Below are 19,902 nucleotides of genomic sequence, written 5' to 3'. Positions count from 1 at the left end.
GAATCAACATCCTTGTGCGCAAGGGTGTTGGATAGTGACATGCAATATTTTTATTTTTTATTTGTATTTTGAGATTTTTCAATGATTAACGGTTTAGAGCGTATTCGCTGTGCAGCATTGCACGAAAAAGTCATGTCTGTAGAAAAGGCGATTTCATTCATTCAAGATGGTGCAGTGGTCGGTTTAAGTGGTTTTGGTGGTGCAGGTGAAGCAAAAACAGTACCACTTGCCTTGGCAGATTATGCACAAAATCATCCTATGAAGATTACTTTGGCAACAGGTGCAAGTTTGGGTAATCGCATTGATGGGCGTTTAAATGATGCTCATGCTTTGGCACGCCGTTATCCTTACCAAGCTGATCCAACTTTACGTAAAGCCATTAATAATGGCGAAGTGATGTATATCGATCAGCATTTGTCAGAACTGGCCGATAATATTCGTCATAAAAACCTACCGAAAATCAATGTCGCTGTGGTTGCTGCAACAGCAATTACTGAAGATGGACAAATTATTCCTACAGGTTCATGCGGTAACTCAGCAAATTTCATTGAAATGGCAGATCATGTGATTATTGAAATTGACAATACCATTAGCCCTGTACTTGAGGGTGTGCATGATATTTACTTGCCAAAAGCACGTCCACATCGTGATCCGATTCCTTTAACTGCGGCAGGTGAGCGTATTGGCACAGTGGGGATTCATGTTGACCCAAGTAAAATTTCAGCCATTGTGATGAATGATTTGCCTGATACCTCATTTAAAATGGATGAGGCAGATGATGAAACGCTTGCGATTGCGAAACATTTGGTTCATTTTTTTGAAAATGAAGTAGCAGTGGGACGTTTACCTGAAAATTTAGGACCGCTACAGTCGGGTGTTGGTTCCATTGCTAATGCGGTGTTTGCTGGTTTTGAACATTCTAATTTTCATGATCTAGAAATGTATTCGGAAGTTTTACAGGACTGTACTTTTAAATTAATCGATTCAGGGAAAATGAAGTTTGCTTCAGGCTGTTCGATGACCTTGTCGGATGAATGTGCCAAACGTGTCATGAATAATTTTGAGCAATACAAAGATAAAATTGTCCTGCGCCCGCAGGAGCTTTCCAATAATCCTGAAATTATTCGCCGTTTAGGTATTATTGCGATTAATACCGCACTTGAGTTTGATATTTATGGCAATGTCAATTCAACCCATGTCACAGGTACTAAAATGATGAATGGTATTGGGGGTTCAGGTGATTTCACTCGCCATGCGCATTTAGCAATTTTTGTGACGAAATCTATTGCTAAAGGTGGCGCGATTTCCTCAGTTGTGCCGATGGTCAGTCATTGTGATCATGCTGAACATGATATTGATGTTTTAGTTACAGAGCAGGGCTTAGCAGATTTGCGTGGTCTTGCACCACGTGAGCGTGCATTAAAAATTATTGAGAAATGTGCGCATCCAAGTTATCAGGCTGATTTGCTGAGTTATTTTGAACGAGCATGTGCGTTGGGTGGTCAAACTCCACATGTTTTGCGTGAAGCTTTGGCTTGGCATGCGCAGTTTGAAGAAACAGGCAGTATGAAGTCAGCTTGAAGGTTTTAGTCATTCCTATTTTTTTATCCATAAATTAAAAAGCCGCATCATCATCGTGATGCGGCTTTTTAATAATATAGTTTGAATATTTTGAGTAAAAATCATACACTATTGTTTATATATAATTGATTTAAAAGGTATTATTTTGAATAAATTCTTCATTTTGTGTTTAGCTATTTTAACAGTAAGTGCTGCAAATGCTCATTCTGGTGGTACCAACTCACAAGGTTGTCATACCAATAGTAAAACGGGCGATCATCATTGTCATTAAGTTAAAAAAGCAGGAAAAAATCCTGCTTTCTTAATAATCTATCAAAAAAGAAAAGAATTTTCTTTAATCCGCACGACGCCAAATGGTGCCTTGACGAGTATCTTCCAAAACCACACCTTGATCTAACAATGACTGACGAATGGCGTCGGCTTTGGTAAAGTCTTTGGCTTTTTTTGCATCAACACGTTGTTGAATAAAATCAGCAATTTGCTCTTCAGATAAAGCCAATGCTTCTTGACCAATATCTGACTTTAAGAACTCATCTACATCATGTTGTCCTAAGCCTAAAATATCGCTGAGGTAACGCAAAGTCGAGTAGTACAGTGCAGACTGTTCTGCATTTTCTTCTTTTACGGCACGGTTTAATTCTCTAATCACTTCAAATAACACGGCAAGTGCTTCTGAAGTATTAAAGTCATCACGCATAGCCGTATTAAAGCGTTCAACCAAATTTGTTTCTAAAGTTTCAACAACAGTATTGCCATACACTTGTTCATAGGCTTTAAAAGCATGATAGAAACGAGTTAAGGCATTTTTCGCTTCTTTGAGTGCAAAATCAGAGAAGTTGACAGGACTACGATAGTGCGAAGATACGATAAAGTAGCGAATCACTTCAGGGTGGAATTTTTCCATCACATCACGAATGGTAAAGAAATTGCCTAAAGACTTTGACATTTTCTCGCCATCAACATTAATGAAACCCACATGCATCCAATAATTGACATATTGTTCGCCCGTTGAGGCTTCCGATTGGGCAATTTCATTTTCATGATGTGGGAAGGTTAAATCTGAACCACCACCGTGAATATCGAAATGATTGCCTAAGCAACAGGTCGACATTGCTGAGCATTCAATATGCCAACCTGGACGACCGTTGCCCCACGGTGAAGCCCATGATGGTTCATTTTCTTTGGCATGTTTCCAAAGGACAAAGTCAAACGGATGTTTTTTCTCGACTTCAACATCGACACGTTCAGAAGCGCCAGCTTGCATATCTTCAAGTTTACGACCTGAAAGACGACCGTATTTGGCAAATTTTTCAACTTCAAAATAGACATCGCCATTATTTGAAGGATATGCTGTGCCATTGTCCACCAAAGAACCAATCATGTTTTGCATTTGGTCGATGTAGTCTGTTGCACGAGGTGCTTCATCAGGTTCAGCACAGCCCAAGCGTGCTGCATCATCATTCATTGCGGTAATAAAACGATCGGTCAAAGCAGTAATGCTTTCGCCATTTTCATTGGCACGTTTAATAATTTTGTCGTCAATGTCGGTAATGTTACGCACATATTTGACTTGCCAACCCTGACTACGCAAAAAACGGATAATGTAGTCAAATGCAACCATCACACGCGCATGTCCAATATGACAGTAATCATAAACTGTCATACCACAGACATACATGTCGATCTGTCCTTCTTTACGGGGTACAAATTCAACTTTTTTACGTTGCTCAGAATTGTAAAGAACAAAAGGTTGCATAGGTCTTCTAAATGCTTCATTAAAATGGTGCTTCATCTTAACCTATGCGTTTTTTTTCATAAAGTTAAAATGAAAATAAAGATAGGGTTTTGATTGCATTTTTTGTTGAATGATTTTAAATAATGCTTGTTTTGCAAAATAACAAATTTCTATAAAAGAATGCTTTAAATGTTTGGGGAAATAAAATGAACAAAAATAGTGGTTTTGTTGCGGGGACGTTGGTGCATACAGATAAAGGTTTAGTGCCGATCCAGAATATAAAAGTTGGCGACATGGTTTTATCCTTGCCTGAAAATGGCGAAGGAGAGACAGCTTATAAGCGTGTGATTCAAACATCTGTAATGGAAAATCAATTTGTTTGGGTAATTGAATTATCTGGAAAAATAAATCATAGTGATGAATTTAAAGAGGAATTTTTATTTATATCCCCATATCATCAATTTTGGACTTTTACGAATGTAAGCCGTGATTTTATAGATGCTAATAGTGGTAAATGGGCTTCAGTTTTAGATTTAGAAATGGGAAGCCCTTTGCTAAGGTATGACCGTGAGTTTGCTGGAAGTTTCGATATTCGTCGATTATATCAAACGACTGAGCCTGATAAAGCATTTTATATGGTTTTCCCTAGCTACGATGCAGGGATATTTTTAGATGTAAAAGCTTATAAAAATAATCAATTATTAGTGCCAAATTATTTTGAGGATGAATCTTTAGAAGTTGTGAATTGGGATGAAAATGAAGATCCAATTGCTGATGAATATATAGATACCATTTACAATTTGGAAGTCGAAGATTTTCATACCTATTTTGTTGGTGAATTGGGTGTATGGGTACATCAATAACTCAAAATCATTAAATATATGAAACGAGAATAAACGATGCTCTCTACATAAATTATGCACATTCATTGCTAAGAAAATGAAAATTATACATTTAGAAAATACCTTGGCTGCATAGCTATGATAAAATTGCCAAAATTATTTTTTGCTTGCAGCGAGTGATCCTCTCTGCAAAGATCAGGTAAATCGACTTTGAATCCTACAAACATGCCGAATCAGATTGATTTTCAAAAAGTTGCACTCGAAACTCTAAGCATCGAAGAGCATGCTTTAGAAGTCCTAGCATCACAAATTGATGAACGCTTTAGCCAAGCCTGTGAAATTATTTTACAGTGTAAAGGGCGTTTAGTGATCACGGGAATGGGTAAGTCAGGTCATATTGGACGCAAAATGGCTGCGACTTTTGCCTCGACAGGAACACCATCCTTCTTTATGCATCCCGGTGAAGCAGGGCATGGCGACTTGGGTATGTTGGTCAAAGGGGATGTGTTGATTGCGATTTCCTACTCAGGAAAAAGCGATGAAATTATGATGTTGATGCCACTCATCAAACATGTAGGTGTGCCTTTAATTACCATTAGTGGTCATGACAAAGGGCCAATGCCACAAAATGCAGATGTGGCTTTGACTTTGGGGGACATTCAAGAAGCCTGTCCACTCGGTCTTGCACCGACTTCAAGTACCACTGCAACTTTAGCTTTAGGTGATGCACTTGCAGTTGCACTATTAGAAGCGCGTGGTTTTACTTCGGATGATTTTGCTCGATCTCATCCTGCGGGAGCATTGGGTAAACGTTTGTTATTGCATGTCAAACATTTAATGCATACAGGTGAAGAACTGCCAAAAGTATCACCAGATACCCCAATGAACAAAGTATTGTATGAAATTTCCAATAAGCGTTTAGGTTTAACCACCATCGTCGATGAAAAAGATACTTTACTCGGGATTTTTACTGATGGTGATTTACGCCGTTTGATCGATAAACAGCAAGGCTTTGATGTGAATTTGGCGGTGTCAGAAGTGATGATTCAACATCCATCTACCATTTCACAAGAAGCACGTGCAGTTGAAGCTTTAGAAAAGATGAATGAAAAGAAAATTAACCAATTTATTGTGGTTGATGATGCCAATAAAGTTATCGGTGTAATCAGTATGCATGACTTAATCCAAGCAGGAGTAAACTAAACCATGGCTTCTTATGTTTTATTAGAACAAGCGCGCCATATTGAAGCTTTGGTTTTAGATGTAGATGGTATCTTAAGTGATGGTTTTGTAACTTTGACCAATACAGGCGACGAAATCAAATCTTTTGATATTCGTGATGGTTTGGGTATGAAATTGGTACAGCAAGCAGGCATTAAAGTCATCATTATTACGGGCCGTAAAAGCAATATTGTTGAAAAACGTATGTCTGACTTAGGTGTAGACTTAGTTTATCAAGGACGTGAAGACAAAGGTGTTGCTTTACGTCAAGCTTGTGCACAGCTTAATATTGATCCAGAAGATTGTTTATATATGGGCGATGATTGGCCTGATCTTTCAGCTTTTGCCATTGCAGGGATGAAAGTCACTGTACCGAATGGGCATGTGGAAGTGCGCCGCCGTGCAGACCTTGTAACACAAGCGATGGGTGGACGTGGTGCGGTACGAGAAGTGTGTGATATGTTACTGATGTCAAAAGGTGTTTACCAAGAACTCCTTGAAAAATTCATTGCAATCCCACATTAATATGGTGCAGTCCTGTATTTAAATTCAGTATGTTGATGAGTATTTATGGATACTAAAGCGTTGTATGTCACCGCAGTGCTGATCGCAGCAGTGAGTGGTGGTTATTACTATTACAGTGGTAAAGGTCAAAAATTGGATGCAGACTCTGCCCAAAATATGACTTATTCTGCTGAGGGTATTCATGTCGTACAAACCGATGAAAATGGTAATTTACATGTGCGTGCAACGGTTGATCATTTAGAGCAAGATTTGAAAAAAGATACTTCAAAATTGAGCAATTTAAATGCATCGATGTATGAAAATAATCAGGTAAATTCCACTTTTTATGCAAAACAAGCCCACGGTTATGAAGATAACCAAAAAGTTGTTTTGACAGGTGAAGTCAAAGCGACAAAAATAGGTGAACAAGGACAATTGGTATTTTTAACTGATGAATTAACGGCTTATCCGAAAAAACGTATGTTAGAAACCGAGAAACAAGTGACTGTCACCGCACCTAATGCATCATTTATCAGCCAAGGTTTAAACGCAAATTTAACCACAGGTGAATACGAGTTTTCACATATTCGAGGAAAGTATGTACCTAACTAAATTTTTATCCCAACCACAAACTTTCCTAAAACAATCTTTGTGGCTTGCAGGTTTAATCTGTGTTTCTGCAACTTCATTTGCATTACCATCTGACCGTAATCAGCCGATTTCATTAGTTGCCGACAAAGCAACGTATAATGAGCGTACAGGCGTGACCACGTATTCGGGCAATGTCATTATTGAGCAAGGAACAATGAAGTTACAAGCGGCTTCAATTGTAGCTCAACTCAATAAAGACAAACAAATCAGTACCATTACAGCAAATGGTTCACCTGCAAAATTCCAACAACAAGTGGATACAGCGAAAGGCATTGCACGTGGTGAAGCACAAAAAATTATTTACAATGCAGAAACGGGCTTGATCAATTTGATTGGTAATGCTTATCTTTATCAAGATGGTGCGAGTATTCGTAGTAGTACCTTGAAATACAGCATGAATAAAGGTGATATTGAAGCCAGTGGTAGTACAGGTGCTTCAGGCACCAAAGGTCGTGTACAAATTATCATTCCGCCAAATGCGAGTAAATCTTTCCCAGGGGTGCGTGATTAATGACAGAAGCATTAAACCAACCACAAACCTTATGTATCAAACACTTGGCGAAAGTGTATAGTAAACGTTGGGTGGTGAAAGATGTTTCATTTAGTATGCAAAGCGGTCAAATCGTTGGGCTGCTTGGACCAAATGGAGCGGGGAAGACCACAAGTTTCTATATGGTGGTCGGTTTGGTGCGTATGGATAAAGGTGAAATTCATTTAGATAATGAAGATATTTCAGACCTTGCTATGCATCAACGTGCGCGAAAAGGGATTGGTTATTTACCACAAGAAGCATCTATTTTCAGGAAATTGACCATTGCTGAAAATATCATGGCAATCTTGGAAACGCGTAAAGATTTAAACAAGCAACAACGTCAACAACGTCTGAAAGAATTATTGGAAGATTTTAAAATCACCCATATTAAAGATTCTTTAGGCATGAGTGTGTCGGGCGGTGAACGTCGTCGTGCTGAAATTGCCCGTGCTTTGGCAGCAGATCCGAAATTTATGTTGCTAGATGAACCGTTTGCAGGTGTCGATCCGATTTCAGTGGGTGATATTAAAGACATTATTCGTCAGCTTAAAGATCGAGGCATTGGTGTCTTGATTACTGATCACAATGTGCGTGAAACCTTAGCCATTTGTGAGCATGCTTATATTGTGAGTGAAGGTGCCGTGATTGCTGAAGGCACACCAGAAGCAGTGTTAGCAAATGAAACTGTGCGTGAAGTTTACCTCGGTGATGATTTTACCGTTTAATGATGATTTTCTCTATGTTGATTAAAGAGAGCATACGCTCTCTTTTTTATTTTTTGTATTAAAATTCTTATACATACAACAGATTGCAGTATTCAAAATAAAATAGGTTATACTGCCTATTGATTGAGGATTTAACATTTTAGATTTATGCCATTTACCCTTGTAACTGAAGTTTTTTTTGAAGAAGACATTAAAAAAAGTCGTTTTCAAGCCATTGCTGCCCCTGTTGAAAATGAGCAAGCAGTAAAAGACTTTTTAGAAAGACATTTAGATGGATCGACAACACATCAATGTTGGGCATGGAAAATTGGACATAATGTACGATTTAATGATGATGGTGAGCCATCTGGAACAGCAGGTCGCCCGATTTTAGCCACCATTGAAGGTAATGATTTAACTAATACCATTGTGCTTGTTAATCGTTGGTATGGTGGCATTAAATTAGGTACGGGCGGTTTGGTGCGTGCATATGGTGGCTGTGCAGGGCAATGTTTAGTTTTGGCAGAAAAGGTTGAGCTCATTGAAAAAAAAAATGTGCGTTTTCAATGTCTATTTAATGAATGGTCTATTTTTCAATATGAGCTGAATCAACACAATATCGAATTTACTGAACAATACCATGCAGAAGGCGTTGAAATAGCAGCGCGTTTGCAACTACATCAAATCACGCTTCTGGCTGATAAAATTCAGCATGTCACACGTGGGCGAGAAACTTTAAAAGTCATGGATGATGAAAAATGACTGAAGAACGTTTATTAAAATATCGAGAACAACATAAGCATCGTTTGAACTATATGCCTTGGTTGTATTATTCCCTTAAGCCTAAAAATCGTGTGTGGGCAGAACAGTGGCAACAAGACTATCAGCAATATTTAATGGACATGGAAACCATTGAAATTGGTAAAAATTGTTTTATTTCACCCTTGGCACATATTTTTGCTGAACCGGGGCGGAATATAAAAATTGGCGATAATACTTTTATTGCAGCAGATTGTACTTTGCATGGTCCACTAGACATTGGTAATGAAGTTGCGATTAATCATCATTGTATTTTAGATGGTGGACGTGTCGGGATCAAACTACATGATCAAGTACGGATCGCAGCATATTGTCATTTATATGCTTTTGATCATGGGATGGATTTAAATAGTCCTATTTATCAACAGGCTGTCACCTCAAAAGGGATTGAAATTGGCAAGGATGTTTGGCTAGGTGCGCATGTTGGCATCAAAGATGGCATTTCGATTGGTGATCATGCTGTCGTGGGAATGAACAGCATGGTGACTAAGAATATTGCAGAAAGAGAAATTGTGGTGGGTAACCCTGCACGTTTTATCCGATACCGTGATTAGGTGAACATTCTGTAAAAATTCCTGCTGTTTTGATGAAATTAATTACATGATCATGCCCAAAGCATAAAAAAGTTATGTTACTTTTATAGATAAGAAAGAGACCTAGGGCTATCATGCTAAAGAGAGGCGACTATGAAACGTGTGATTGCATGTATTGATTCTTCACCATGTATTAATGCATTGGCAGAGGCTGCGGCATGGATTGCCCAAAAAACTCAACGAGAGTTGGTGCTTTTGCAAGTGCTTGATTATTATCCTGCGAGCTATCACTTGGGTGAAATTAGTGGTGTGATTGGTTTTGAAAGTAATGCGATGTTACTGAAGGAACTTGCTGAATTAGAACAAAAACAAAGTGAATTGGCGCTTGATTATAGTAATAATCTCTTAACGCATATTTCTGAAACGATTCAACAGCAGTATGGTATTACACCGACAAAAATCCAAGAAAAAGGTGATTTTCTTGAACAGAGTTTCGGGGTTTTACGTTCAGATGATTTTGTCGTCATTGGTCGCGTAGGTGAGCGTTCTGCAGAAAAACATAAAGCCATTGGAGGGAATGTTGAAAACTTTATTCGTGGTGCAAAGTGTACTGTTTTAACGGTAGGTGAAACCTTTAAAGCGCCAACACGCTTTATTTTTGCTTATGAATATTCTGAAACCTGTCAGAAAATGTTAGAACGTGTTGCACAAAGTGATTTACTGCGGCAACTACAATGTCATTTACTCTATGTGGGCGATCATCCTGAAATTTTAAATGAACCTGCAAATCGTTTAAAAGAAGCAGGTCTGGATGTGGTGATCGAGTATCGTTATGGTGATGTGGCGGAAAATATCTTAGATTATCAAAACCAACATCAGATCCAATTGATTGTATTAGGCGCATTTAGCCACAGTAAAATCCATCAATTCTTCTTAGGAAGTGTGACAACCACAATTTTTCGTAATGCCAATGTTCCGCTTTTGGTGGTGAAGTAAATCATGATTAGCTTAGACTTAAAAGATGGCATAATTTCGATGCAGCATGACATTCTTTATCTGACAAGATAACAATGAAGATTAAAGTGCTTGCTTTTTTAATGGAACTTAAAAATATTTTAGGTTTAGGTTGAATCGAATAAAAATTAAACTTTTTTAAAAAGTTATTATTTTTTAAATATTTATATTCTTATAGGTGAGTTATCCACAAGTCTATGAACAACTTTAGTGGATAACTCATTTTAAATTAGATGCAAAATTTCAGTTTTGATCATCCTCTTGTAGAGATGATGTCATGATCAAAATGACCTATTTATTAAGATAAAAAAACGATTACTTTACGATAGCGATCGCAAAACCATCATGTCCTTTGCTTCCTACTGTTTGTAGCGCAGTACAAGATAAAATTTTAGGGTGATTTTGCATGGCACGATACATTTCACGGATGCCTTCAATACTTGGTTTAATATTCTCAGGATCTAATATATCACCTGCACGAATTACATTATCTAATACAATAATCGTACCTGAGTGGGACAGATTTAAGCTGAGTTCTAAATATTCAGGATAACTTTGTTTGTCAGCATCGACAAAAATAAAGTCGAACGCTTCGGTATTTGCAGGCAAGGCTTTTAAAATATCAGCGGCACGTCCTACTTTAAGATCAATTGTTTGTGGCAATTTGGCATTGTCGATATTTTCTTGTGCTAAAGCAGCGTGCGTATCTCGACCTTCAATTGTTAAAATATAGCCATCTTCAGGGAGTGCACGTGCCAACCACATGGTGCTATATGCCGCAAAAGTTCCTAATTCTAAAACACGTTTACATTTGTTCATCTGAATCAACATTTGTAATAGCATGCCTTGATTTGGCGCAACGGCTAAATGATCGGGAAAGCCACGCTCATCGGTATGTTTTAAAGTTTGAGTGAGAATAGGATCTTCTGGAATTAAATGTGATTCGATATAAGTATCGATGTCTGACCACATTTGTTGCATATTGTTTCACCTGAATAAGATTGGCAAGTTTGAATGAGCTGCATTTTAAACTTTTGAGCGTAGAGTGCAATTCTCGTTGACCTTTTTTGTTCTAGATTTTGATTTTAGTTGAGGCAGACATAAAAAAGAGGCCTGTTGACCTCTTCATGATGTTTTTAAATCTAAAAATTACACATTGAACTGTTACGACTGTGGTCTGGTCCCCAAGTGCGATAACCTTGAGTATCGATATGGATTTGACCTGATGCGTATAAGCCTAAGCCCATATTAAAATTTTGACCATACTGCGACCAAAATTGGCAGAGTTTAAATTTGGTATTTTCAATATAGGCATAATCTTGTGCTTGTGGGTAAGCAGGACCGACACGAAAATCAATGGCAGAGTTAAATAAATGACGAGAAGACCCAGCCCCACCTGCACATTGGTTTAGCGGTAAATCACGATAAACTGATGTTACCTCAAAGTCAGTTAAGATTTTTGAGGCAACTAAATACTTAAATACACGTAGTGTTGGAATTTGGTTTGCCCAGACTTCACGACTTGGAATCATATATTCGGAACGACCACATTTTTGCCAATCTCGTGCAGTTTTAAATAACTCAAAACTAGGGATGATGTTCCCAACATTATTTTGTTCTAAATAACGTTCATATTCACGTGCACGAGCTTGGTTATCACCTTGCATGAGCCAATAGCGATAAGAAGCAGGCATGACCTTTTGAGCAGCAGTATGTTGAATTTCCACTTTTTCTTGTGGAATATAAATACGTTGACCCTGTGTAGGGGTTCCGATGGTCTGACCTTTTTGAGGGGTGGATGTACATCCGATCATCATCATTGGAACTATGCTGATGGCTAAGAAGCCCTTCAAAATATCTTTCATTCTATATGTGTACTTGTAAATTAACATCCTATTTTATTCTAATTTTTAGGAGAGAATCTGTATAAATTGCAAACAAATGTATGTTTTAAGTTGAGCGTATAAAAAAAGACCAGCTAAGCTGATCTTTTTATGCATTATTTTTCTAAATATTGCAGTTTGTCTGGTTTACCGTTCCAGTCTTCACGGTCTTCAGGCTGATCACCAATTTGTGTGATGTTCGGCCATTTTTGTGAGAGGTCTGCATTGAGTTCAATAAACACTTCTTGACCTTCTGGTAATTCATCTTCCGAGAAGATTGCATTTGCAGGGCATTCTGGTTCACATAATGCACAGTCAATACATTCATCGGGGTTAATCACGAGGAAGTTTGGACCTTCATAGAAGCAGTCTACAGGGCATACTTCTACGCAGTCTTGATATTTACACTTAATACAATTTTCAGTGACAACAAAGGTCATGGCGTCAGCTACCTAAAAATATGGTTCTAATTAATAATGGTGTATTTTAGGCAAAAAAGCGGGTAAGTAACAATTGCTTTTATTGATATTTGTTATATAAATGGCTGCTGAATTTACTATCAAACCAATAAGCTGTACTTTTTTTAACCAAAAACATGAAGTTTGTACCTAAAATGATTTGAATAGCAATTATTCAGAATAGTTTAGCTGAATTTGTTGGAAGTGAGTGAGTAGCTTTATGTCCCCATATATTGTTGTAACAAAAGTGGATTAGGGTAAATTGAGCAATCAGTTTTAAAAATAAAAAATTAAAGTATGAATGTCATCACATTTGTTTAAAAAGCTTGGATATCGTATATATTCAGATTTTGATTAAGTATAAATAAATCCCAAAAGGTATATTGTTAAAATGAAAAAATATATTTTTATCCTTACATTGTTAAGTTTTTGCCAAACGCATGCTGAGGCGCTTGAACTTACTCAGCAAATGATAACTGATAGCTTTACATGTGTAGCAAATGAAAAAGATAGTGCAAATGTTTTAAACTCTTTAAATCAGCATAGACAAGAAATGACGGATCGTGAAGTAAAAAAACTCGATTTCCCTGAAAAATATGCAGTGCTGAAGCAGCCTATTCAGATTTTAGGCATTAAAACTCAATATTATTCAGTGAATAAGGTCGAGATAGATAAAAATAATAAATTTATGACGTTTAGTTTATATATTCCAAATCAAAATTCTCTTCAGTTGATTGAAACATTAGCAAAAAAATACAAAGCAGTGCCAGATCAAGAATCTCATCAAATGTTTAAAGAACAAGGCTTAAATATTCGTATGTATCATTTAAATGAAACACAAACAGGAAAATACAAACGCCAACTTACAATGAATAATGCATGGTTGCCAGATGAGCAGCATAATCCTTGGCCATTTGTTGAAATCTCATGTGCTTATATCCCTAAATAATAAAATAACCATAAAACCTTTTGAACGTGAATATTTGAAATTTGATTGATTATTCAAATATTTAAATTTAAAAAATATGAACTCAAAAGGTTAGTTTTTATTTAAAAATCATCAATATCTTGATTAAAAATACAACAATGTTAAATTCTAGTGAGAAGCTTAGAAAAGTTTTCTTTTTGTTCAAAAAAATGACATGAGTTAATTCATATTTTCAATTAGTTAAAAGTATAAGTTTTTGTAATCAGCCATATTAAAATTTTAAACTGCAAAGGATTTGCGACATGATTCAAAATGACATTCAACGCGCCCGCCGTATGCATATTGCGGATATCCCAAGACGTAGTGCACAACGTTTTGGTCATAAAATTGCACTGGTTGATCAAGCACAACAGTTGAGTTTTAAGGCATTTCATCAGCATGTCGAACAAATCGCTATGCATTTGCATCAGCAAGGTTTAAGCAAAGGCGATAAGCTCATGATTCTCTCGCATAATTGTTGGCAATTTCCAGCACTTTTATATGCGACAGCGCAACTTGGTGTAATCAGTGTTCCAATTAATTTTATGCTAAATGCCTTAGAAGTGAATTATTTATTGCAGCATTCACAACCTAAAATGGTGGTGGTCGAAGATGATTTATGTGCGGTGATGGAACAAGCTTTGCTTAACATTAATTTTAACTTACCGCAGCAAGTCGTGCTTGATCTCAATCAAGTAAAAGTTGCAGCACAATGGCAAAATTTCGATACATTGTTAAAGCCTACAGAGATAGTATTGCCTGAGGTGGAACTGCATGCCCATGAGCCGATCCGTATGATGTATACCAGTGGTACTGAATCTTTGCCAAAAGGAGTGTTGTTAAATAGTGAAGCGCTCATGGCACAATATACCAGTTGTATGGTGGAAGGGCAGATGAGTTCGAATGATCGTGAAATTCATGCTTTTCCAATGTATCACTGTGCACAATTGGATGCTTTTTTAAATGTTGATTTAATTTTAGGGGCAACGAGTTATATTTTTCGACGTTTTGAGCCAGACGCGGTATTAGAAACCATCGCCAAAGAAAAAATTAGCAAATTATTTTGTCCGCCCACAGCTTGGATTGCCTTACTTAACTCTAAAAAATTTAATCCAAAAGAATTAGGTTCATTAAGTAAAGCGTATTATGGAGCATCGGCTATGCCTAAAGCGGTGATTGAAGAATTACTGCAAAAATTACCCCATATTCGCTTTTGGCAATTTTATGGGCAAACCGAAATGGCACCTGTAGCAACCGTTTTACACCCTGAAGATCATGTTGAATATGCAAACTCAGTGGGCAAACCTGCATTCAATGTAGAAACGCAAATTATGGCTGAAGATGGCAAAATTTTGCCGCAAGGCGAAGTTGGGGAAATTGTGCATCGCAGTGTGCATTTAACGCAAGGCTATGATCAAAATGATGAAAAGAATGCTGAAAGTTTTCAGCATGGTTGGTTCCATAGTGGCGATCTAGGTTATTTGAATGAACACGGTTATCTTTTTGTGGTAGACCGTATTAAAGATATGGTCAAATCAGGGGGTGAAAATGTTTCGACACGTGAGGTGGAAGAAATTATTTACCGTATGGCTGCTGTGAAAGAAGTTGCTGTATTTGGCACGCCACATCCGCGTTGGATTGAAGCTGTTACGGCGGTTGTCATTTTACATCCTGATCAACATTTGGATGAGAAAATGATTATGGAATTTTGTTCACAGCATTTGTCTGCATATAAAATGCCAAAAGTAGTGCATTTTGCGGAAGCTTTACCAAAAAATGCCAGTGGTAAGATTTTAAAACGAGTATTAAAACAGCAGTATCAGCAAAGTGAAGTGAAGGTGAGTTAAATGTGACATAACAGACCTATGAGGAATAGGTCTGTTAGTTTAGATGTAAATCTAGTCTTTTTTTAATAAATCTTTGAGGTGATATAACTGTGCCAATGCTTCACGTGGGGTCAAATTATCCACATCTAATACTGACAGTGCATCTAATGCAGGTGAAGATTTTTCAATTTCTACCACAGTTTCAATCACTTCAGGTGTGTTATCCATTTCAGTAAATAAATCATTTTGCACCGTATGATTAATCTGTTGCTGCTGTTGTTTTTCCAAAATTTTTAAGCGTTTTTGTGCTTCTTTAATCACGCTTTCTGGAATACCAGCCAGTTTTGCCACTTGTAAACCATGACTTTGACTCGCAGGGCCTTTTTGTACTTTGTGTAATAAAATCAAATTACCATTGAGTTCTTTGGCAGTGACATGATAATTGTCAATCGCATTTTCTTTGGCAAGTTCTGTCAGCTCAAAATAATGCGTAGCAAATAAGCACAAACATTTGATGCGTTTGGTCAAATCAAGTACACATGCCCAAGCCAAAGATAAACCATCGTAAGTACTCGTACCACGACCCACTTCATCCATGAGTACTAAAGATTGATTGGTGGCGTGATGCAAAATTTGGGATGTCTCAGTCATTTCCACCATGAAAGTTGATTTACCTGTCGATAAATCATCGGCAGAGCCAATACGGGTAAAAATACGATCAATTGGTCCAAGCTGTGCAGATTTTGCAGGAACAAAGCTACCACAATAAGCAAGCAAACTGATTAAAGCTGTTTGACGCATAAAGGTAGATTTACCACCCATGTTAGGACCTGTGATAATGGCCATGCGATGATTAAAATCAAGCATCGTATCGTTCGGCGTAAATGGGGTTTTACTTAAAGATTCCACCACCGGATGACGTCCTGCAATGATATTGACACCGACCTCAGGTAAGTATTCAGGGCGATTCCAATTGTTTAAACGTGCTTGATGGGCAAAATTGGTTAATAAATCAATCTGTGCAATGGCACTACTCATCATTTGTAAATTGCCAATATCTGCACGTAATTCTTCTAAGAGCATCTCAAACAGCATTTTTTCACGGGCTAGGGCACGAGACTCACTTGATAAGACTTTGTCTTCAAAAGATTTGAGTTCAGGTGTGATATAACGCTCTGCATTTTTTAAGGTTTGACGGCGAATATAATGTTCAGGCGCTTGATCTGCTTGGGCACGAGTGAGTTCTATGTAATAACCACTGACACGGTTATAGCCAATTTTTAGGGTATGAATACCTGTATTTTCACGTTCTTGAGTTTCTAAATCGATGAGGAATTGACCTGCATGATCTCGAATTTTACGCAGTTCATCGAGTTCGCTGTCAAAACCTTCGGCAATGACATTCCCATCACGTAATAAAACAGGTGGATTTTCCACAATGGCAGACATCAAGCGAGCATGTAAGCCATTAAAATCGCCGAGTTCTTGATTCAGTTCGCTCAGTAAAACACTGGTATTTTGTTGTGTTAAAATGGGTTGTAATGCATGTCTGAGCAATGGAATTTGCGCACATGCCTGACGTAGTTGCACCAAATCACGAGGGCGAGCGCTGCCCAAGGCAACACGGCTAAGTACACGTTCAATATCACTAATGTCTTTTAATACCAAACGGATCGGAGACTCATGATACCCTTTGAGCAAAATTTCAATCGCATCCAAACGTGCATCTAAAATTGCGCTATCACGCAGCGGTTGCATGAGCGTACGGCTGAGTAAACGTCCCCCCATTGCCGTTTCAGTGTCATTGATCAGTGAAAATAGCGATGTGCCATGTTCAAATAGGGGTTCAATAATTTCTAAATTACGTCGTGTTACAGGGTCAAGTGCAATAAAATCACTACTTTGCTCAAGTTTGATTGAACGAATATGGGGTAAAGCTGTTTTCTGGGTTTCTTTTGCATAGTGAATAAGTGATGCCGCTGCTGCTTTGGCTAAAGGTAAATGATCAATCCCAAAGCCCGATAAGGTCGAAACAGCAAATTGGTCACATAACGTTTTTTGTGCATTATTAAGATTAAAATCGACATTTGGACGTTTGGTAATTGGACAATCAATCTGTTTTTTGATTGACTCGATAATATGCGTGTCGACCAAGTCTTCATCAATTAAAATTTCACTTGGCATTAAACGTGCTAATTCTAAAGGTAAATTTTCAGGTTTATATTCTTGTTGTTGCACCTTAAAAATACCTGCACTCAAATCTAAGAGTGCAATCCCCATTTGGTTATGTTGAATACATAGTGCCAATAGATTTGAACTTTGGTGTGCGGTGAGTAATGCATCATCCGTGAGTGTACCTGGCGTGATAATGCGCACGACAGCACGTTCTACAGGGCCTTTTCCTGTCACTTCACCTACTTGTTCACAGATCACCACCGTTTCGCCTTTTTTGACTAAACGTGCGAGATAGCCTTCGGCAGCATGGTAGGGTACACCTGCCATGGGAATGGGTTCACCGTTGGCTTTACCACGATGAGTCAATGTGATGCCAAGAAGTTTAGTGGCTTTTTTTGCATCTTCAAAAAATAGTTCGTAGAAATCTCCCATTCGATAGAACATCAGTGAATGAGGATGTTGTCTTTTAACGGTGAGATATTGCTGCATCATCGGGGTGAAGCTAGAGAGGTCAGCCGTTAGTTCTACGCTATTCATGTTTATTAAAAACCTTAAATTTGAATAATAAATATGCTTAATATGCAAGTGTGGCTGTTAAACCATTTCAAACATCATATGTTAATTTAAATACAGGCAGAGACATTACCTTCGTCTATTTTTACTTCATCATAAATCGGATGAATAGTAAGAGCTGCCTAATTTATTACGTTGCTCATCTTAACAAATTCGGCTTGAATCACAAAAATGATTTCTGATTGACTTGTGGAAATAAGCAACAAGTGTGGTTGAGTAGAGTTGAACACATCACAACTTGCATTATTTTTTAGAAAAATAGCTTTTCATACTCATTATTATTGTGAATGAATTTTTTATATGCATGTTATAATTTATTTTTATATTTTGCTTTTATCCTTTAGATTCTGCTCCTATGTCCCGTTTGTCTCACTATCTGGCACAAAATCAATTTTGTGTACTGCTTGAATATCTGACGTCTACACAAGAAATATTGCCTGTTCCTCAGCAGTTGGCAGGTTTTCCTGTTTGTATGACATTGGCAGATCGAGTTCATTCTGATACAGATTTATCCCCTTTAGATGCTGCGAACTTATATACAAAAGATATTGAAAAAGTTTTACATTTTGCAGGAAAAGGACGAGATATTAGCGATTTTGAAAACTTTCTAACAGCAGCGAAAAATAGTGGACAACACAACTTATTATTACTAACAGGGGATAAATTAAAACACCATAATTTTGGGGAGGGTCAACAGCCGAGAACGCGTTATTTAGAGTCAGTGAATGCGGTAATGGCCGCAAAAAAACAAGGTGGATTTCTTATTGGGGTGGCATTTAATCCTTTTAAATATGCTGAAGCAGAACAGGATGCACAGTATTTTAAATTACGTAAAAAATTAACAGCTGGCGCAGATTTTATCATTACGCAATTGGGCTATGACATCGCAGCTTTACAGCAGGTAAAAAGTTTTTTAACTGAACAACATGATGCTCAAAAAATTTTAGCATGTGTTATGCCTTTAACTTTGGCTCGTGCTCATTTTATGGTGAAACATCAAGTTGCGGGCATCGTGATTACAACGCACATGTTGAAAGTATTACAAGAAGAAAAGACATTAGGGCTGACTGAGCCTGTATACCAACGCTGCGCTTTGCAAATTTTGCTATGTCAACATTTAGGTTTTGCAGGTGTACATTTGTCAGCCTGTCACCAAGCAGAAGAACAACTGCGTTTGCAGCGCTATATTGAGACCTACCGTGCACTTGATTTTGATGCGTGTTTGTCACTTTGGAATGATTTATGGCAGGTGCAAACAGGAAAAGAATTTCACCCAGAGTTGAGATCTTATTCATCCCCTATAAGCTCAGCACAGATTTTAAAATATCAGCATTTGTCCTTTATACATGATGCTTTTTTTGAATCAAAGATGGCAAAAGGTGTTGGACGTTTTATTTTTAAATCCCGTTTTTGGGATCAAACACCTATGGCTCATGCTTTGTTAAAAACTGAATGGGTAAGTAAGCATGCTATTGTGGGCTGTGAAAGTTGTGGGCAATGCCGTTTGGGTGAAACCTTGTATATTTGTCCTGAAACTTGCCCTAAAGGTTTGGCAAATGGACCCTGTGGCGGGACAACGTTAGACCGTTGTGAGTTTGGTGATCGTGAATGTATCCATTCAGTGAAAGCTCGATTAGCCAAAGCAGTCAAACAAACTGAAATCTTAAAAACAGAATTAATCCCTACAGTTCCTTTACATATACGGGATAGTAGTTCTTGGAAAAATTGGTTTAGAGATATATAGGTTGCTTGCAATTGTGTGATTGGACGATGTGTTGTTGAGTGTTTGAGTGATGGCATGACAGCTTTAAAGTGGGATTGAAAAGAATAAAAGGAACATTTTCTTGAGTTCTTTTATGTATTGAATCGTAGCTTATTTTATCT

General features: G+C 37.6%; 19 protein-coding genes. 14 read left to right on the top strand and 5 right to left on the bottom strand.

The genetic code is table 11. The features are described 5' to 3' along the window. Positions 1-81 precede the first annotated feature (81 nt). Together HUV91_RS05930 and HUV91_RS16735 are read left to right on the top strand one after the other, a co-directional pair. A complete protein-coding gene (locus HUV91_RS05930; RefSeq protein WP_174492841.1) occupies positions 82-1,581 on the top strand; it encodes a succinate CoA transferase in 1,500 nt (499 codons plus the stop codon). Positions 1,582-1,741: 160 nt separating this feature from the next. Then, positions 1,742-1,852: a YHYH domain-containing protein gene (locus HUV91_RS16735; RefSeq protein ID WP_372405111.1), complete on the top strand. Its 111-nt coding sequence runs from the start codon at positions 1,742-1,744 to the stop codon at positions 1,850-1,852. Between the two features lie 63 nt (positions 1,853-1,915). On the opposite strand, the gene cysS is transcribed toward HUV91_RS16735, so the two are convergent. Then, entirely contained in the window at positions 1,916-3,337 is a 1,422-nt protein-coding gene (gene cysS, locus HUV91_RS05920; protein ID WP_174492840.1) for a cysteine--tRNA ligase, read from the bottom strand. Between the two features lie 185 nt (positions 3,338-3,522). On the opposite strand from cysS, the gene HUV91_RS05915 reads away from it, so the two are divergent. The 9 genes from HUV91_RS05915 (at position 3,523) to HUV91_RS05875 (ending at position 10,118) form a co-directional block, all read left to right on the top strand. After that, positions 3,523-4,179, top strand: a complete 657-nt coding sequence (locus HUV91_RS05915; protein ID WP_174492839.1) for a polymorphic toxin-type HINT domain-containing protein — start codon at positions 3,523-3,525, stop codon at positions 4,177-4,179. Between the two features lie 204 nt (positions 4,180-4,383). Continuing rightward, entirely contained in the window at positions 4,384-5,361 is a 978-nt protein-coding gene (locus tag HUV91_RS05910; RefSeq protein ID WP_130073788.1) for a KpsF/GutQ family sugar-phosphate isomerase, read from the top strand. A gap of 3 nt (positions 5,362-5,364) precedes the next feature. Continuing rightward, positions 5,365-5,904 carry a KdsC family phosphatase gene (locus tag HUV91_RS05905; protein WP_130073787.1) on the top strand — a complete coding sequence of 180 codons (540 nt, stop codon included), beginning with the start codon at positions 5,365-5,367 and terminating at the stop codon, positions 5,902-5,904. 45 nt (positions 5,905-5,949) lie between these two features. Continuing rightward, positions 5,950-6,495 carry an LPS export ABC transporter periplasmic protein LptC gene (gene lptC, locus HUV91_RS05900; RefSeq protein ID WP_130073786.1) on the top strand — a complete coding sequence of 182 codons (546 nt, stop codon included), beginning with the start codon at positions 5,950-5,952 and terminating at the stop codon, positions 6,493-6,495. Continuing rightward, positions 6,482-7,045, top strand: coding sequence for a lipopolysaccharide transport periplasmic protein LptA (gene lptA / locus HUV91_RS05895; protein WP_130073785.1), 564 nt, complete (start codon positions 6,482-6,484; stop codon positions 7,043-7,045). The genes lptC and lptA overlap by 14 nt, the downstream gene beginning before the upstream one ends. After that, positions 7,045-7,791 carry an LPS export ABC transporter ATP-binding protein gene (lptB, locus tag HUV91_RS05890; protein WP_130073784.1) on the top strand — a complete coding sequence of 249 codons (747 nt, stop codon included), beginning with the start codon at positions 7,045-7,047 and terminating at the stop codon, positions 7,789-7,791. Before lptA ends, lptB begins: the two co-directional genes overlap by 1 nt. A 147-nt stretch (positions 7,792-7,938) precedes the next feature. Next, positions 7,939-8,532, top strand: coding sequence for an IMPACT family protein (locus HUV91_RS05885; protein WP_174492838.1), 594 nt, complete (start codon positions 7,939-7,941; stop codon positions 8,530-8,532). Then, the gene (locus HUV91_RS05880) at positions 8,529-9,143 is read left to right on the top strand and encodes an acyltransferase (RefSeq protein WP_130073782.1); all 615 of its coding nucleotides are present in this window, start codon (positions 8,529-8,531) and stop codon (positions 9,141-9,143) included. The genes HUV91_RS05885 and HUV91_RS05880 overlap by 4 nt, the downstream gene beginning before the upstream one ends. A 132-nt stretch (positions 9,144-9,275) precedes the next feature. Continuing rightward, a complete protein-coding gene (locus HUV91_RS05875) occupies positions 9,276-10,118 on the top strand; it encodes a universal stress protein (protein ID WP_130073781.1) in 843 nt (280 codons plus the stop codon). Between the two features lie 333 nt (positions 10,119-10,451). On the opposite strand, the gene HUV91_RS05870 is transcribed toward HUV91_RS05875, so the two are convergent. The 3 genes from HUV91_RS05870 to fdxA all read right to left on the bottom strand — a co-directional run bounded on the left by HUV91_RS05870 (position 10,452) and on the right by fdxA (position 12,459). Continuing rightward, a complete protein-coding gene (locus tag HUV91_RS05870) occupies positions 10,452-11,117 on the bottom strand; it encodes an O-methyltransferase (RefSeq protein WP_174492837.1) in 666 nt (221 codons plus the stop codon). Between the two features lie 161 nt (positions 11,118-11,278). Beyond that, positions 11,279-12,001 (bottom strand): D-Ala-D-Ala carboxypeptidase family metallohydrolase, encoded by a 723-nt coding sequence (locus HUV91_RS05865; RefSeq protein WP_130073779.1) that lies wholly within the window; start codon positions 11,999-12,001, stop codon positions 11,279-11,281. A 134-nt stretch (positions 12,002-12,135) separates the two neighbouring features. Continuing rightward, positions 12,136-12,459 (bottom strand): ferredoxin FdxA, encoded by a 324-nt coding sequence (gene fdxA, locus HUV91_RS05860; protein WP_130073778.1) that lies wholly within the window; start codon positions 12,457-12,459, stop codon positions 12,136-12,138. Positions 12,460-12,868: 409 nt separating this feature from the next. Here fdxA and HUV91_RS05855 point away from each other — a divergent pair, with 409 nt between their 5' ends. Together HUV91_RS05855 and HUV91_RS05850 are read left to right on the top strand one after the other, a co-directional pair. Further along, positions 12,869-13,426, top strand: a complete 558-nt coding sequence (locus HUV91_RS05855) for a hypothetical protein (RefSeq protein ID WP_130073777.1) — start codon at positions 12,869-12,871, stop codon at positions 13,424-13,426. Between the two features lie 281 nt (positions 13,427-13,707). Beyond that, on the top strand, positions 13,708-15,291 hold the full coding sequence (locus HUV91_RS05850; RefSeq protein ID WP_174492836.1) for a fatty acyl-CoA synthetase: 1,584 nt from the start codon (positions 13,708-13,710) through the stop codon (positions 15,289-15,291). Positions 15,292-15,342: 51 nt separating this feature from the next. Here HUV91_RS05850 and mutS read toward each other — a convergent pair whose 3' ends face one another. Next, positions 15,343-17,982 carry a DNA mismatch repair protein MutS gene (gene mutS, locus HUV91_RS05845; protein WP_174492835.1) on the bottom strand — a complete coding sequence of 880 codons (2,640 nt, stop codon included), beginning with the start codon at positions 17,980-17,982 and terminating at the stop codon, positions 15,343-15,345. A gap of 391 nt (positions 17,983-18,373) precedes the next feature. Here mutS and HUV91_RS05840 point away from each other — a divergent pair, with 391 nt between their 5' ends. Further along, complete coding sequence (locus HUV91_RS05840; RefSeq protein WP_174492834.1) at positions 18,374-19,762, top strand: methylenetetrahydrofolate reductase C-terminal domain-containing protein; 1,389 nt, start codon at positions 18,374-18,376, stop codon at positions 19,760-19,762. Positions 19,763-19,902 lie beyond the last annotated feature (140 nt).

Source organism: Acinetobacter sp. Marseille-Q1623 (genome assembly GCF_902809895.1).
Lineage (GTDB): Bacteria > Pseudomonadota > Gammaproteobacteria > Pseudomonadales > Moraxellaceae > Acinetobacter > Acinetobacter piscicola_A.
This window is presented reverse-complemented; position numbering and strand designations above follow the sequence as displayed.